Raw genomic sequence first — 14,130 nt, forward strand, 5'->3', positions numbered from 1 at the left:
AGAATTGCGCCCCGGTTGGTGTGATGGGCCGGGGCGTTCCCTGATTCATGCCGGGGGTGGTGGGGGCACGCGATGGCGGCGGCGTTCGTGCATCTCGAATCGCAGTCGGGTCACGAAGTCGCCCAAGCCGCGGTGCTGCTCGGCGTAGGTGGCCCGCTGTTGTTTCCACGCGGCGAACGCCTCGGCCAGTTCGCCTGTCCATTCGGTCGGGTCGAACCGCTCTAGGTGTTCCGGGGGCGGCTCGTGGTGGTTACGTGTTCGCATCGTCGGTCACCTGCAAGTGCGCGAGCAGTCGGGCCAGTGTGTCGCGGTGTTTGCGGAGCTCGTCGAACAGTCGGTTGACCACCGGCTGTTGGGTGGAGCCGGTCACGATCGTGGACGCGTCCGAGAGTGCGTCGCGGAGCCGGTCCAGCTCGTCGGCGGTGGAACAGGCTTCGGCCAGGATCGTTTGTTCGGCGGTGGACAGTTCGTAGTCGCGGGTGATCGTGGTCCACAGTGTGTGGCCCGATCCCGCGAGGTGGTCGGGTGGACGCACGGTGTCCCTCCAAAAAACAGGGTTGAGCGGCCCGGACGGGGAAACGGCGACGGGTCGAAGTGGGGTCACCGTGTCCCTGGTCAACGCGCCGAGGGTGCCCCCGCACCCCTGCCGGGGGCCTGCCCAGGGCGATCGGCGGGTCGAGCGCGGAGCTCACACGCGTTGCTGGTGTGGTCAACGCGTGCGAGCTGCGCTTGTCTGGTGCAGGTACAGCAGCGGTACCTAGGCTGTCCTTGCCGTGCTGGACACGAGACCCAACCTGCGAGCTCAGCACGGTTTCACACCAGGTCACTAGGGCAGGGCGTACCTGCCTATGTCTTAGACGTTGAGCAGTCGCAGCGCGTTCGGCACGACCACGGCCGAGCCGGTGCGGAAGGCCATCCACATGCCGCGCTGGCCGGTGGGCCGCCCGTTGGTGCCCATGAGGTGCGGCACGAGCTCAACAGTGGTGCCGATCCGATCGGCAATGACCATGCCGGACCCGAAATCACCGTAGGCGAGCACGTGGTTGGCCGTGGCCGAGTCGATCGAGCCGTCCATGTGCGAAACCTCGTTGAGCTGCTTACGCAGCAACGCTCCGGAGCCCAGCTCGGGGAACTGCTTGGCCCCGTTACCGGTTTCCATCTGGGCCATGCTGTTGATGATGCCCAGCGCGGCGGCCCACTGCGCCCGCGGCTGGAACCGAGGGGGCACCGCGTTTTGCAGCGCGTACACGTCGGCCGCGGCGAACGTGTCGTCGGTGGCCGCGGTGACTTCCGAGCTGGACCCGGCCAGCGCGGTCACGAATCCGGTGGGCTGGCCGGAGCCGGAACCGAGAGTGTAGGCCTCGGCCTGCAACTGGTCGGCCGCGTCGACCAATAGTCGCTGTAGCTCGCTCGTGGCGTCGGTGGCATCCATGCCCCACTCGAAGCTAAACGGCACGAACGCCGATCCTTTGTGCACCGGAACCGTCACCTGTCCCAGGCTCGGCGACGCGTCGGCGGACTCGGCACCCTCGGCCAACCACTCAGCGGTGACCCCCTCGGAGGTGACGCCGTTCCACGAGTCGGTGGTGGTCTGCACGACACGGGCCATCCGCCGCAGCGGGTTGGTAGACCCGTCCGAAGACAACTGTATGGCGGGGTCCAGCGTCAGCGGCACCATGTACCCACCCGCGGAGTCGGTCAGGCTCATGGCCCGCTGCACACTGCGCACCGACCGGTAGGCGTCCAGCTCCGGTGCGGTGAACTCGCGGTGCCCGTGCTCGGGATCGGCCAGCAGCTTGCCGAAGGCGGTGCGGTAGTGCTCATTGCCGGTGGCTTCGGCCCACCGGGCGGCAAGCGAGCGTTCGGTGTCGGCTCCGGTGGTGACCAGCCCCTCGACTTTCTCCGCGGCATGGTCGGCCAACTGCCCTGACCGGTGCAGCCCGTCAATCAGCGACCGCGCCCCATCGGTGGCCGGATCACCGGTGCGGCCACGCCGGACGGTCCCGATCGGGTCGCCCTCGGCGGTGCGCACCATCTGACCGGTGGTCGGGTCGTAGTCAGGGGCGCCCGACGCCCCGTTGACGAACTTCGTGTGCGGGTCGCTGAGCGCGGACTGTAGCCGCTGTTCGGCCTCGGCCCGGCGCACGGCCCGCAACTCTTCGTCCAAGTTCTCGATGTCCTCGACACCCTGATTGAAACGGGTCTCTTGGGTGCGGGTGAGCTTGGACAGTTTCGACAGTCCCTCTAGTTCGGACTGTTTGGTTTCCATCTCGGAGATGATCTGCTGCGCCTCGCGCATGGTAACGGCCCTCCGGGGCATGACGTGCGTATATGTACATCCGCCGTTGACTCACACGGGGCGCCGTCACGGGGCGTCCGGCATGCCGAAGGGCTGCCCTGACCGTGGGTTGTGCGGAGGTCCCCTGCCAACGGGCCGAGGGGGCCGGAGGGCGTGCGGGTGGTCGCACCGGCGCGCACGCTGCCCCCTAGTTTAGTCGATCGTGTGCAGCAACAGTCCACCCGCAACTGCGAGCACATACCCTTCGGCGGGCACGTACGCCGCGGCCCACGGGCACGTGCCCGCGTGCTCGACTCCCACCACCAGGATCGGCCCCTCGGCCCCGGTGCTGCGTTGACTCGTGATCGAAGCGGGACAGTCCGGGCAGGCCAGCGCTTGCAGTTCACTCGTGGTCATCACTGCCCCCGAAGCGGTCGGTGCACGTACGCAGCGTGGCGTGAAACTCCCGCAATTCCTCATTGATCGTTCGCAGCAGCGCGAGCACGTCGGCTTCGGTGATCTCACGGTCAGGTGCCACCGGAGCGGGACTCGGATTCGTCATGGTCGGTGTTCCTCCATTCGTCTCGGTTGCGGGGCTGCGCCCTTCGGCGGGATAGCCCCGGAGGGTGCGAGCTAGGACGCTTCGGGGTAGCCGTCCAAGGTGCCAAGGCGCCAAGGTGCCACCCGCGAGGCGTCGTGTGGCGTCTTGACGTCTTCCCTGGGTACGGCTTCGAGGGGGTGGCATCTTGAGCCAAGGTGTCACCTTGCATCTGTCGTCAGCGCTCGTCGGTGGGCGAGTAGGTCCATAGCCATCCCTTGTCGCCCTTGCGGGTAGTGACGCCTGCCTTGGATCGGGCGCGTTGAATAGTCCGTTTCGCGAAGCCGTCACGCTCCGCGGCTTTGAACAAGTCACCGGCGACGGCTTCCCCTCCGCTCTCGGCGAGGTGTGCACGCAGCCATGCGACCGCGTCGTTACGCTCTGCCCGATCCTCCGTAGATGCGGACTCTTGGTTGAGTAGCTCGCCCACGTCCTGGTCGGTGTCGCCGAGGGGGACGAACCGGCCCACGTCGGTGGGTCCGTCGGCGGTGTCCACGGTGGCCGAGTCGATCCGGTAGCGGATGCTGGGCAGTCCGGCCGGTGCGATGTTGGTCTTCACCAGCGACAGCACGCACGACCCGTCCTCGGCCTCCCGATCCGCGGCGAACCCGATCGCCGAACGCACCACCTGGCCGAACTCGGCAGAACCGGCGATCATGTGCAACGGGTTCGGATCGCTGGCCTTACGGAAGTGGGCCACACCGATCACAGCGATATTCAGCTCTTGAGCGAGCTGCGCCAGCGGTTCCAAGTACCGGCGCACCGTGCCTTGCTCGGTGAGCTTGGCGCTGCCGAAGGTGGACAACAGCGCGTCCAACACCACCAACCGCGCCCCGGTGGCTGCGATCTCGTCGCGGAGCGCGTCGAGGTCAACCGCGAGACTGACCGTCGACTCGGCGGTCACACCGTCGCCGGTGTCCGTCTCGGCGTACAGCCGGTGCACCCGAGTGAGATCGGCTTCGGCCGCGGCGAACCGCGGGGCCAGAGTGTAGGCCCATGAGTCCTCGCTTCCGAGGTAGAGCACGGGCGAGGGGTGGCCGTACAGCTCACCGGGCAGCGTGCCTTGCGAGACCTGGGAGGCCAGCCACACCGCGGCCTGGGACTTGCCGATACCGGCATGGCCGACCCACAGGGTCACTTCGCCGAGGGGCAACCGGTCCTGCCACAGGAATTGACGCCGTTTCGGCTCGATCTGGGACACCGGCTGCGACCGCACCCGACGCGCCGGGGAGTCGGTTTCTACCCGCCCGGTTTCCGGGTCCACCTGGTCGGCGTCGATCGAGTCCGGCGCGTTACCGGCATACGGCAGGCTCACGCTGCCACCTCCCCCGAGTGGCCGGTCTCGGCCCACCGGCGCATCCGCTCCGGCGACTCTCGGAGCCCGGCCAGCGGCCCCGGCTCGGCCCGCCGTCGCTCCAACTCGGCGAACGTGGGGGCCGCCGCCACCCGGTGCCAGTCCTCGGCCGCCGCGATCGACTCCGCCGATTCCGCGGCCCACGCGGCTGCCTGCCACTGGCGCAACGTGCGGCCGAGCTCGGCATCACGGGCCAGCGCCAGCAACAGCCCCACCGGAACGGCGATCTCAGGCATCGGAGGCACCTCCCGTGAGATCCACCGTGGTCACCCGCACCCGGTAGGCACGCCAGGGGCAGCACCGAGCGGCCTTGACCACGGGCGCCCCTGCCCACCGGTGGACGCTGTGCAGGTGGGTGTAGCCGCAGAACGGGCACCGAGCCGCCAAGCTCCACCGGGACCGGCCCGGAGCCGGAGCGAACGCCACGGCCCGAGCGGTCATCGTCTCGACTTCGGTCGTACTCACCGGCCCACCTCCGAGGGTGCGCCCGCGGCATCGGCCGAGGTGGCAGCCTGCGCGGCAAGCTCGCGAAGCTGGCCCGGAGTAAGCCCGGACAACACGCGATCACCCACGTACACACTGCCGGTGCACCGGCAATCCGCGGTGCCATACACCGCCGAACCGACAACCACACCGTCCACGGCCCGCTCGCCGTACTCCATCAACTCGGCTTGCTCGATACCGCCGCTGTCGGGGACACTCGACTCTGGCGAGGTCATAGCTAGGTGGCCTTCCTGCTCGTAGGCGGTGCCGTTTCCTTGGCCGGGGCGGCACCGCTTTCTTCTGTCTCGGGACCGGCTGAGGGCCATCACGCTGCCCCCTCGGTGTGCTGATCAAGCCACTTCTCAACATCTGACCAGCGGTAACGGGCGTGTCTGCCCACGCGGATATATCGGGGTCCGGTGCCGCGGTACGCCCACGCGGCGAGCGTTCCTACCGGCACGCCGACGTGGTCGGCGACTTCCTGTCTGGTGGCCAACGGCTGATCGTCTCGCATGTTTTCCCTATTCTGGATATGAATAAAACCAATGTGGGGATGGCTGGGATTAGCTTGCACCGGTTGTTGTGTATTGTCAAACGAGCTGATTTCATATCCAACATGGGGAAAGAACTACAGCGCGGGCCGACGAGTGACCGCGTGCGACGGAACATCGAAGCGCTCCGATCGGCACAGGGGCTCAGCCTTGCCGAGCTGTCGCGACGGCTCGAAGCTGTCGGTCGGCCGATTCTCGGCACGGGTATTCACAAGATCGAGCAAGGCGTACGCCGCGTCGACGTCGACGATCTGGTCGCACTCGCACTTGCGTTGAACGTCACACCAAACCGACTACTGCTGCCCGTGGACGGATCACGAGTTGAACTGACCTCGGAAGTCGAAGTTGAACAGCGGCCCGCCTGGAACTGGGCAGACGGAATCCACGCACTCGAAGAAGCGATACAGCGCATACACGGCGAAGCGATACAGCGCACACACGGCGAAGCGCTGACGGCCGCGTACGGCGACTTCAAGTCGCACTCCCGGCCAACGGGCGAGGTCGCCCGCGATCAGCACACGGCGACCAGAGCGGCGCGTGACGTGCTGGACCGGATTCATCTGATCCTCGGTAATGAAACTCGGATGGCCCTAGAAGACGCGATCCGACAGGCCGTCGAATACGGCAACTCAAGCGGAAACGCGGCTATGCTCCGCCGCGCCCTGAACCGCCTGAACGCCGAAGTAGAAGACCTGATCGGCGACGAGGGCGACTGATGGCGCGGGTATGGATCGAGGACCGATCGAGTCACAGCGACTACAAGCAAGCGCTCGCGCAGGCGAAGACGTCCCGCAAGGCTGCACCGGGACGATGGCGGGTGCGGTGGTACGACCAGTTCGGCAAGCAGAAGACTCAGACGTTCCGGCGCAAGCCCGACGCCGAGGAACGCCAAGCGGCATTGACGCAACAGCTCGCGGACGGTTCGTACCGCGACCCCTCGGCTGCCCGAGTGCGTCTTTCGGAAGTGGCCGACGAGTGGTTCGCGGCACAGCACCACTTGGAGCGGTCCAGCGTCGGACGCTACCGCGAGCACCTTGAGCTGTACGTGAAACCACGTTGGGGGAGCGTCCGGGTCAACCAGCTACGGCGAGACGACATCGAGCAGTGGATCGGCGAACTCGGCCGGGACGGGGGCGGGGCGCGTGGCGACGCGCTCAGCCCTTCGGCCGTGCGCGGGATTCACCGCGTGCTGCACATGGTGTTGGCCCGCGCTGTTGAGACGGGCCGGATCGCGGTCAATCCGGCCAAGGGTGTCTCGTTGCCGCGGGTGGCGAGCTCGGAGCACGTCTACCTTGATTACGAACAGCTGGACCGTCTGGCCGAGGCCGCCGGAACATACCGGCTGTTGATCTACCTGCTCGGTTTCACCGGCCTGCGTTGGGGCGAAGCCTCGGCGGTGCGAGCGGGCCGGGTGGACGTGGACGCACGTCGGGTGCACGTGGTCGAAGCTTTCGCCAAGGATTCGGCGGAGACGTACCTCACCGACCCGAAGACCCACGAGCGGCGCACCGTTCCACTTCCCGCGTTCCTGGCCGACGAGCTGCGCCCGGTGGTTTCCGGGCAGCGCTCCGAGACGTTCGTTTTCACCAGCCGCCGAGGGCAGCCGTTGCGGTACGCGAACTTTCGCTCGCGGGTGTTCGCCCCCGCGGTTCGGGAAGCCAAGCTCGATCACCTGGACGGGCTGAGTCTGCACAGCTTGCGGCACACTGCGGCGTCGCTGGCGATCGCTGCCGGGGCGGACGTGAAGGTGGTCCAACAGATGCTCGGCCACAAGACCGCCACCATGACGCTGGACACCTACGGACACCTGTTCCCGGATCGGCTGGACGAAGTAGCGGATCGGATGGACGCGGCCCGTTCACGAGCACTGGCACCGGCCGATGAAACGGGGGACGATTCCGTGTGATGTGTACAAAATGTGTACCGCAAAAAATTCGGACGGCTTCGGATTTCTCCAAAACCGTCCGTTACCTGGGAAAATGTGCGCCAACAGGGACTCGAACCCCGAACCCACTGATTAAGAGTCAGTTGCTCTGCCGCTTGAGCTATTGGCGCGTTGCCGTGTGAAATTTTCCGCCTCGCTCGAATTCCCTCTCGCGTTGGCGACAACACAAACTTTAGCACGGTTGCCGGGGGTGTGAGTCGAGGGGGGTCGATCGCGTGTCGCGGGCGGTGTGAACTGCGGCTTCGTCGGTTCTTCGTCGGGCCGGGGTGCGGCTCGGCGGGATCGTCCGTTCGTCGACGGCGGTGCGGCTCGTCGGGGCGGGTTCGTGGCGGTGCGGCGCTTCTCGCTCTCCGCTTCGTCGTTCGGGGGATCTTCTCGGTCTCCCGATCTTCGGGGCGTGCTCCGCTCGATGTTCGCCCGAGGTTACGGAAGTACTACGGCTGAGACGCGATGACAACCCTTTCGGGTGAGAAGGCGTCATCCTGGACAGCAGTTGTGCGGACTCACGTTTCGCCGTCCGGTACGGGGCGGCGCTGGGTGAGCCTCGAACTCACGGGGGACACGACTGTGGGGAATGGCGAATCGAGCGGAACGGAACGCCACGGATGGAACTGTTGAGTCGCTCTTCCTGGGGATCCATGGTTTCCCCACGGCAAAGACTTCGGACGACCCTGCTCTGCTTGGTCGCGTTACTGGTCGCGGGCTGCGGCACGGGAGCAGGCGGCGAGGGCCGCACCCCGACCTCGGGTTCGGAGCCGAGCAGCACCGGCCCGCCCGCGATCGAGTTCACCCCGAAGTCGGGAGCCTCGTCCGCCTCCCCGGTGGGGGATATAGGGGCCCGGGCGAAGAATGCCACGTTCACCGAGGTCGTGATGACCAACGCAGCCGGTGAGAAGGTCGAGAGCTCGCTCGAGGACAACGGTCGCGGTTGGTCGGTCCAGGAGCCGCTCGGCTACGGCAAGACCTATGAGGTGGTGGCGAAGGCCACCGGTGCTAACGGTGAGAAACTGACCGAACGCTCCCGGTTCACCACGCTGACCCCCGAGAATCTCACCTACGTGTCCATGAACCCGCTCGACGGGCAGACTGTGGGGGTCGGTCAGCCCCTGGCGTTCTACTTCAGCGAGGACGCGCCCGCTCCCGTGAAGGAACGCGCCGAGAAGGCCCTCGACATCAGTACCGACCCGAAGGTCGACGGCGAGTTCTACTGGTTCGACGACCGCGAGGTGCACTGGCGTCCCAAGGAGTACTGGGAACCGGGCACCGAGATCACCGTCGACGTCAACGTCTACGGCAAGAACCTCGGCAACGGTGTCTACGGCGAGTCCGACCGCCACGCCACCGTGAAGATCGGTGATGAGGTGATCCTGCGTGCCGACGCGGCCTCCCACCGGATGAAGGTCACGGTCAACGGCGAGCTCAAACGCACGATTCCGGTATCGCTGGGGCGTCCCTCCTACCCCTCGCACAACGGCACGCACGTGGTGATGCGCAAGCACGACACCTACATGATGGATTCGACCACCTACGGCCTGGGGCTGGACGAGGGCGGCTACCGCACCGAGGTCGAGTGGGCCGTACGGATCTCCAACGGCGGTGAGTTCCTGCACGCCGCCCCCTGGTCGGTCGGGGACCAGGGCGAGCGCAATGTCAGCCACGGCTGCATCAACATGAGCACCGCAGACGCGAAGTGGGTCTACGACCTGCTCAAGAAGGGCGATGTCGTCGAGGTGACCAACTCCAAGGGCGGGGAACTGGCCTCCTGGGACGGTTTCGGCGACTGGCAGGTTCCGTGGAGCGAGTGGACCAGTGGCAACAGCTGACCTGGGTCACGCGTTCGGTTCCACCCCCCCGTACGGGGCCGATTCGTGCGAAAGCCCGCGCGCAACCGCCCGATGGTGATAGGAAGTCAGCTGTGGGTAGCGGGAACGCGGAAGTCGATCGGCACGGTTGGATCCACGACAGCGCCGTACGGGACGCGGCGTGCCTGACCCTGGTTCGGGGAACCGATGTGTTCCGGGTGGCACGAGCCTTCGGCGCCGATCCGGCCCGGGGCAGGCACTGGAACTTCGAGGAGTTCTGCGAGGAGTCCTTCGCCTGTGCGGACAAGCAGTCACTGATCGGTCTCCGCCGCGTGGGCGAGTGGACACTCGTCGCCGAGGAGAGTCGTTTCGAGGGTGTCCGGCACGCCGTGCTCGCCGAGGCCAGTTCCGGCGGCGAACTGGTCTCGGTGTACTGGGACGTCGGTGGTTCCGGTGGATTCGCCCACGCCGTGGGCGGCGAGGTGCGCACCTTCTTCGAACCCGTGCTGCCCGAGTACCGTTCCGGAACCCGCCCGGACGATCTGGAGTCGTTACGCGCCGGACTACCCTGGCACGAGGCGGAGCGGGTGCCGCTCATGCTGGCGCTGTCGGCGCGTGTCACGGGATGCGTGCCCGATCCGGAGTGGTTCGTCGGACAGTTCCTGACCTGCCCGGTGGTGGGGACGGGCGGGGACGTGGTTCTCGGTCCCGCCTCCAACCAGATCGGTTCGCTGTTCCACGGTTCGGCGGGATGGAGAGCGTGATGGGGTTGTTGCGTCGGCTGTTCGGGCTCGAGCGGCGGGCCGCGGAAGCGACGTCGCGGGTGGGGGACGAGTCCGCCGAGGCCGCCCGCCGCGCGGAGCTGTTCTGGCGCCGCTGGGAGGAACTACTGCCGCGGGTGGGCTCCGCGCTGGGTGACGGTGTGCCGCAACGCGTGGACCACCAGCTCGCGGAGGCGGTCGGGCTGCTGCATCCGAGACTGAACTTCTCGATCGAGCGCGGCCGTGAGGCCATCTACGCCTTGGTGATCACCGGGCAGGCGGATCCCGAACTGCGGGTCTACACCGATGCCTGGAAGGCGGCCGCGCCCGCCGCCGATTCACTCTGGGAGTACCACGACGCGGTGCCTCCGGTCCCTGATCCGAGGGAAGTCACCGTCAACCTCCGCGGCAAGCGCTACCAGCTGGACGAGGTGCGTGTCGCGGCGCAGTTCGACAACACCAGGAACCTGATCGACGTCGCGGTCTACCACCCCGACTTCTCCGAGCTGGCCGATGAGGAGCGGGAGGCGTTGACCTTCCTGCCGTTGCACGCCGCGTTGGGGGAGAAGTTGGCGGCCGATCGCATCGGCAGGGTCGAGACGGCCGACCTGCTTCCCGCCAACGCGGTCGATCTGGTCGCGTTCCGTGAGCGGGTTCGTGCCTTCGACACCGGGGAGACCGATTCCGCCGAACCGGACACCGAGCAGTAGGCGGACGCGGCACCGGTCGAACGCGCCGTCGTCGGCGGTGCTGGTTAGTCTCGGGACGTGACCAGGGAACGCACGCACGAGCACGCCGCACCGGACGCCGCCGTTTCGCGAGAGGCGGAACCTTCGGACTCCCGGGCCGAAGAGGCCGAGGTCGAAAAGTCCGGGGTCGAAAAGTCCGGGGTCGAAAAGTTCGGTGCCGAGCCCGCGGCCGACGAACGAGCCGAGGGGCTGGAGGACGTCCCGCGTGAGACCAGGCAGCGGTACGACGAGCTGGTGGAGCAGGTGCGTTTTCACCAGTTCCGGTACTACGTGCTCGACGCTCCGGTGATCACCGACGGGGAGTTCGACGAGCTGTTCGTCGAGTTGCAGCGGCTGGAGGACGAGCACCCGGCGCTGCGCACCCCGGACTCCCCGACCCAGGAGGTCGGCGGCAGCTTCTCGACGGAGTTCACCGCCGTCGACCACCTGGAGCGGATGCTGAGTCTGGACAATGCCTTCGACATCTCCGAACTCACGACCTGGGTGAACCGCGTCGAACGGGAGACCGGTAGCCACCCCGCCTTCCTCTGCGAACCCAAGATCGACGGGCTGGCCGTCAACCTGCTCTACCGCGACGGCAGGCTGGAACGGGCGCTGACCCGAGGTGACGGCAGGACCGGCGAGGACGTGACGCTCAACGTGCGCACCATGCGGGACGTGCCGGACCGGCTGACCGGCAGCGCGGACTACCCGGTCCCGGAACTGGTCGAGATCAGGGGCGAGGTGTACTTCCGGCTCGACGAGTTCGCCGAACTCAACGCCTCGCTGGTGGACGCGGGCAAAACCGCCTTCGCGAATCCGCGCAACGGTGCCGCCGGTTCGCTGCGGCAGAAGGATCCGCGGATCAGCAAGCAGCGCCCGCTCCGGCTGATCTGCCACGGCCTCGGCAGGCGGGACGGGTTCGAGCCACCCACCCAGTCGGCGGCCTACGAGGCGCTGCGCACCTGGGGCCTGCCGGTGTCCCCGCACACCGTGGTGCTTTCCTCGCTGGATCAACTGACCGAGCACGTTCGTTACTGGGGAGAGCACCGGCACGAGGCGGACCACGAGATCGACGGCATCGTCATCAAGATCGACGACGTGGCCCTGCAGCGCAGGCTCGGCACCACCTCCCGCGCCCCCCGCTGGTCCATCGCGTACAAGTACCCGCCGGAGCAGGCCACCACCGAGCTGGTCGCCATCCGGGTCAACGTCGGCCGTACTGGGCGGGTCACCCCGTTCGCGGAGATGAAGCCGGTCAAGGTGGCCGGCTCCACCGTGTCGATGGCCACGCTGCACAACGCCGACGAGGTGCGTCGCAAGGGCGTGCTGGTCGGCGACCGGGTGGTGATCCGCAAGGCCGGTGACGTCATCCCGGAGGTGCTGGGGCCGGTGGTCGATGCCCGGGACGGCGACGAGTCCCCGTTCGTGATGCCGGAGACCTGTCCGGAGTGCGGGTGGACGCTGTACCGGCAGAAGGAGACCGACGTCGACATCCGCTGCCCCAACGCGCGTTCCTGCCCGGCACAGCTTCGCGAGCGGTTGTTCCACCTGGCGGGGCGGGGAGCGTTCGACATCGAGGTGCTCGGCTACGAGTCGGCCGCCGCGCTGCTCGAGGCCGGGGTCGTCGTCGACGAGGGGGACGTTTTCCTGCTCGACGAGGACAAACTGCTGCGTACCGAGCAGTTCCGGGCCAAGGACGGGAGTCTGACGGCCAACGGGGCGAAACTGCTCACCAGTCTGGAGAACGCCAAGCAGCAGCCGCTCTGGCGGGTGCTGGTCGCACTGTCCATCCGGTTCGTCGGCCCGACCGCCGCGCAGGCACTGGCGCGCGAGTTCGGGTCCGTCGACGCGATCGACGCGGCGGCGGAGGAGGACCTCGCGGTCGTGGACGGCGTGGGGGAGACCATCGCCGGCGCCGTGCGGGAGTGGTTCACCGTCGACTGGCACCGCGAAGTGGTCGACAAGTGGCGTGCCGCCGGGGTTCGGATGGCCGACGAGCGTGACACCTCCGTGCCGCGCAACCTGGAAGGGTTGTCGATCGTGGTGACGGGGTCGTTGCCCACCTACTCGCGGGACGAGACCAAGGAGTGGATCATGAACCGGGGCGGGCGCGCCGCCGGTTCCGTGTCGAAGAAGACCGCTTTCGTGGTGGTGGGCGATGCCCCCGGCTCCAAGTACGACAAGGCGGTCCAACTCGGTGTCCCAGTGCTGGACGAGGAGGGATTTCGGGTGCTGCTGGAGCAGGGTCCGGAGGCCGCGGCCGAGATGGCACTACAGCCGGAGTGACGAGTGATGCGGTCTCCGCCGCTCGACCGTCGTGATCGCCACTAGTATCGACCGCATGGAGAGCGTGACCATCAGACGGGCGCTGCCCGCCGAGTTCGACACCGTCGGTGAGCTGACGGCGCGTGCCTACCTGGAGGGCGGGCACATCCCCGCCGAGAACACGCACTACCTCACGTCGCTCCGCGACGCCGCCGACCGCGCCGCCAAGGCGGAACTGCTCGTGGCGGTGCACGGCGACAAGGTGTGCGGCACGGTCACAGTGGCCCGCCACGGCAGCGAGTACACCGAGCTCGCGCGGCCCGGCGAACTGGAGTTCCGGATGTTGGCCGTGGCACCGGAAGCGGCGGGCAGCGGTGTGGGTGCCGCTCTGGTCGACCGGGTGATCGAGCTGGCGGCCGCGGAGTCCTGGGAGCGGGTCGTGTTGTACAGCGACCGGTCCATGACGGTCGCGCACCGGTTGTACGAGCGGAAGGGGTTCCACCGCCTTCCCGAGCACGACTGGGAGCCGTTCCCGGCCGTCAGGTTGCTCGCCTACGTCCTTGATCCGGCCCGGTGAGGCCTCCGGGCTCCCGCGTCCCCGGCCGTGCGTGATACCCGGGTCACCGGTGCATCCGCACGACCGTTCGTGGCCTCCTTCCGGGCGGTGCGGTCGTGCTCAGCCGTCCAGCACCACCGAGACGATGCCCGCCAGGTGCGCCAGCCGGGCGACCTCGGAGGTGCGAAACATCGGCCCGCCCGGCCTGCCCGCCAGCAGCACCAGGTCGGGTTTGCCTATCGGCGTGGCGGCCAGCTCGGTACCCAGTTCCCGCCAGGTGCCCGGTACCCAGGACTCGTCCCCGTCCAGCACGGTGGCCCTGGGTAACGGCATCCACGGTAACCGCAGGTACTCGTCCTCCGGTGCCGAGGTGCTGGCCGCCAGGTGCTCCGCCCCGCCCGCGCGGTTACCGAAGATCATCGCCCATCCCGAGCGAATGATCCGGGGTACGCCCTCGGCGAACAGCTGGAGTCCCCGCGCCGGTTCCGCGGCGATCTCCTCGACCAGCTCCAGCTCGCGGTGGGTGTCCAGTATGCCCGCATAGGGCCGCACCGCGTCCACGCGAACGCCTTCCACCGACTCCGCGGCCGTGATCAGCACGTCCGGCAGCCTTCCGGAGGGAAGCTCCACGATGAGGTCGTCGATGGCGGCCTCGCTGCTCCGCTCGACGACATCCACGCTGAGGATGTCGGCCTCGATCTCGCCCAGCGCGCTCGCCACCGACCCGAGTGCGCCGGGACGGTCCGGAACCTGGACCCGGATGAGGAAGGACACCGGTTCTCACGCCTCCAGCATCGTGCGCGGCA

18 protein-coding genes and 1 tRNA gene are annotated in these 14,130 nt (G+C 67.7%); 7 read left to right on the forward strand and 12 right to left on the reverse strand.

Going from position 1 to position 14,130, the window contains the following annotated elements:
* Positions 1-45 precede the first annotated feature (45 nt).
* The 10 genes from BM150_RS23855 to BM150_RS20005 form a co-directional block, all read right to left on the reverse strand.
* Positions 46-264 (reverse strand): hypothetical protein, encoded by a 219-nt coding sequence (locus tag BM150_RS23855; protein WP_139219596.1) that lies wholly within the window; start codon positions 262-264, stop codon positions 46-48.
* Positions 251-535: a Rho GTPase-activating protein gene (locus BM150_RS19975; protein WP_052427702.1), complete on the reverse strand. Its 285-nt coding sequence runs from the start codon at positions 533-535 to the stop codon at positions 251-253. Before BM150_RS19975 ends, BM150_RS23855 begins: the two co-directional genes overlap by 14 nt.
* A 318-nt stretch (positions 536-853) precedes the next feature.
* Positions 854-2,299 (reverse strand): phage major capsid protein, encoded by a 1,446-nt coding sequence (locus BM150_RS19980; RefSeq protein ID WP_175496934.1) that lies wholly within the window; start codon positions 2,297-2,299, stop codon positions 854-856.
* A 192-nt stretch (positions 2,300-2,491) separates the two neighbouring features.
* The gene (locus BM150_RS19985) at positions 2,492-2,695 is read right to left on the reverse strand and encodes a hypothetical protein (RefSeq protein WP_092928917.1); all 204 of its coding nucleotides are present in this window, start codon (positions 2,693-2,695) and stop codon (positions 2,492-2,494) included.
* Positions 2,682-2,840 carry a hypothetical protein gene (locus tag BM150_RS24250; protein WP_175496935.1) on the reverse strand — a complete coding sequence of 53 codons (159 nt, stop codon included), beginning with the start codon at positions 2,838-2,840 and terminating at the stop codon, positions 2,682-2,684. The genes BM150_RS19985 and BM150_RS24250 overlap by 14 nt, the downstream gene beginning before the upstream one ends.
* Before the next feature lie 214 nt (positions 2,841-3,054).
* Complete coding sequence (locus tag BM150_RS19990; RefSeq protein ID WP_175496936.1) at positions 3,055-4,191, reverse strand: AAA family ATPase; 1,137 nt, start codon at positions 4,189-4,191, stop codon at positions 3,055-3,057.
* Entirely contained in the window at positions 4,188-4,466 is a 279-nt protein-coding gene (locus tag BM150_RS24255; protein ID WP_175496937.1) for a hypothetical protein, read from the reverse strand. Before BM150_RS24255 ends, BM150_RS19990 begins: the two co-directional genes overlap by 4 nt.
* Complete coding sequence (locus BM150_RS19995; protein WP_092928920.1) at positions 4,459-4,695, reverse strand: hypothetical protein; 237 nt, start codon at positions 4,693-4,695, stop codon at positions 4,459-4,461. The genes BM150_RS24255 and BM150_RS19995 overlap by 8 nt, the downstream gene beginning before the upstream one ends.
* Positions 4,692-4,949: a hypothetical protein gene (locus BM150_RS20000; protein WP_092928922.1), complete on the reverse strand. Its 258-nt coding sequence runs from the start codon at positions 4,947-4,949 to the stop codon at positions 4,692-4,694. Before BM150_RS20000 ends, BM150_RS19995 begins: the two co-directional genes overlap by 4 nt.
* An 89-nt stretch (positions 4,950-5,038) precedes the next feature.
* Complete coding sequence (locus tag BM150_RS20005) at positions 5,039-5,227, reverse strand: helix-turn-helix transcriptional regulator (protein ID WP_092928924.1); 189 nt, start codon at positions 5,225-5,227, stop codon at positions 5,039-5,041.
* An 18-nt stretch (positions 5,228-5,245) separates the two neighbouring features.
* On the opposite strand from BM150_RS20005, the gene BM150_RS24260 reads away from it, so the two are divergent.
* Both BM150_RS24260 and BM150_RS20015 read left to right on the forward strand, forming a co-directional pair.
* Complete coding sequence (locus BM150_RS24260) at positions 5,246-5,980, forward strand: helix-turn-helix domain-containing protein (protein WP_175496938.1); 735 nt, start codon at positions 5,246-5,248, stop codon at positions 5,978-5,980.
* Entirely contained in the window at positions 5,980-7,170 is a 1,191-nt protein-coding gene (locus BM150_RS20015) for a tyrosine-type recombinase/integrase (RefSeq protein WP_092928926.1), read from the forward strand. Before BM150_RS24260 ends, BM150_RS20015 begins: the two co-directional genes overlap by 1 nt.
* A 76-nt stretch (positions 7,171-7,246) precedes the next feature.
* On the opposite strand, the gene BM150_RS20020 is transcribed toward BM150_RS20015, so the two are convergent.
* Positions 7,247-7,319, reverse strand: a tRNA-Lys gene (locus tag BM150_RS20020).
* Between the two features lie 570 nt (positions 7,320-7,889).
* On the opposite strand from BM150_RS20020, the gene BM150_RS20025 reads away from it, so the two are divergent.
* The 5 genes from BM150_RS20025 to BM150_RS20045 all read left to right on the forward strand — a co-directional run bounded on the left by BM150_RS20025 (position 7,890) and on the right by BM150_RS20045 (position 13,345).
* The gene (locus BM150_RS20025) at positions 7,890-9,032 is read left to right on the forward strand and encodes a L,D-transpeptidase (protein WP_245755632.1); all 1,143 of its coding nucleotides are present in this window, start codon (positions 7,890-7,892) and stop codon (positions 9,030-9,032) included.
* Positions 9,033-9,124: 92 nt separating this feature from the next.
* Entirely contained in the window at positions 9,125-9,775 is a 651-nt protein-coding gene (locus BM150_RS20030; protein ID WP_092928928.1) for a DUF6461 domain-containing protein, read from the forward strand.
* Positions 9,775-10,482: a hypothetical protein gene (locus BM150_RS20035; RefSeq protein ID WP_092928930.1), complete on the forward strand. Its 708-nt coding sequence runs from the start codon at positions 9,775-9,777 to the stop codon at positions 10,480-10,482. The genes BM150_RS20030 and BM150_RS20035 overlap by 1 nt, the downstream gene beginning before the upstream one ends.
* A gap of 228 nt (positions 10,483-10,710) precedes the next feature.
* Complete coding sequence (gene ligA, locus BM150_RS20040) at positions 10,711-12,789, forward strand: NAD-dependent DNA ligase LigA (RefSeq protein WP_217641792.1); 2,079 nt, start codon at positions 10,711-10,713, stop codon at positions 12,787-12,789.
* A 55-nt stretch (positions 12,790-12,844) separates the two neighbouring features.
* Positions 12,845-13,345, forward strand: a complete 501-nt coding sequence (locus tag BM150_RS20045; RefSeq protein WP_092929078.1) for a GNAT family N-acetyltransferase — start codon at positions 12,845-12,847, stop codon at positions 13,343-13,345.
* A 99-nt stretch (positions 13,346-13,444) separates the two neighbouring features.
* On the opposite strand, the gene BM150_RS20050 is transcribed toward BM150_RS20045, so the two are convergent.
* Positions 13,445-14,098 (reverse strand): ACT domain-containing protein, encoded by a 654-nt coding sequence (locus tag BM150_RS20050; RefSeq protein WP_092928934.1) that lies wholly within the window; start codon positions 14,096-14,098, stop codon positions 13,445-13,447.
* Positions 14,099-14,130 lie beyond the last annotated feature (32 nt).

The sequence above is a fragment of the Actinopolyspora alba genome (genome assembly GCF_900112765.1).
Lineage (GTDB): Bacteria > Actinomycetota > Actinomycetes > Mycobacteriales > Pseudonocardiaceae > Actinopolyspora > Actinopolyspora alba.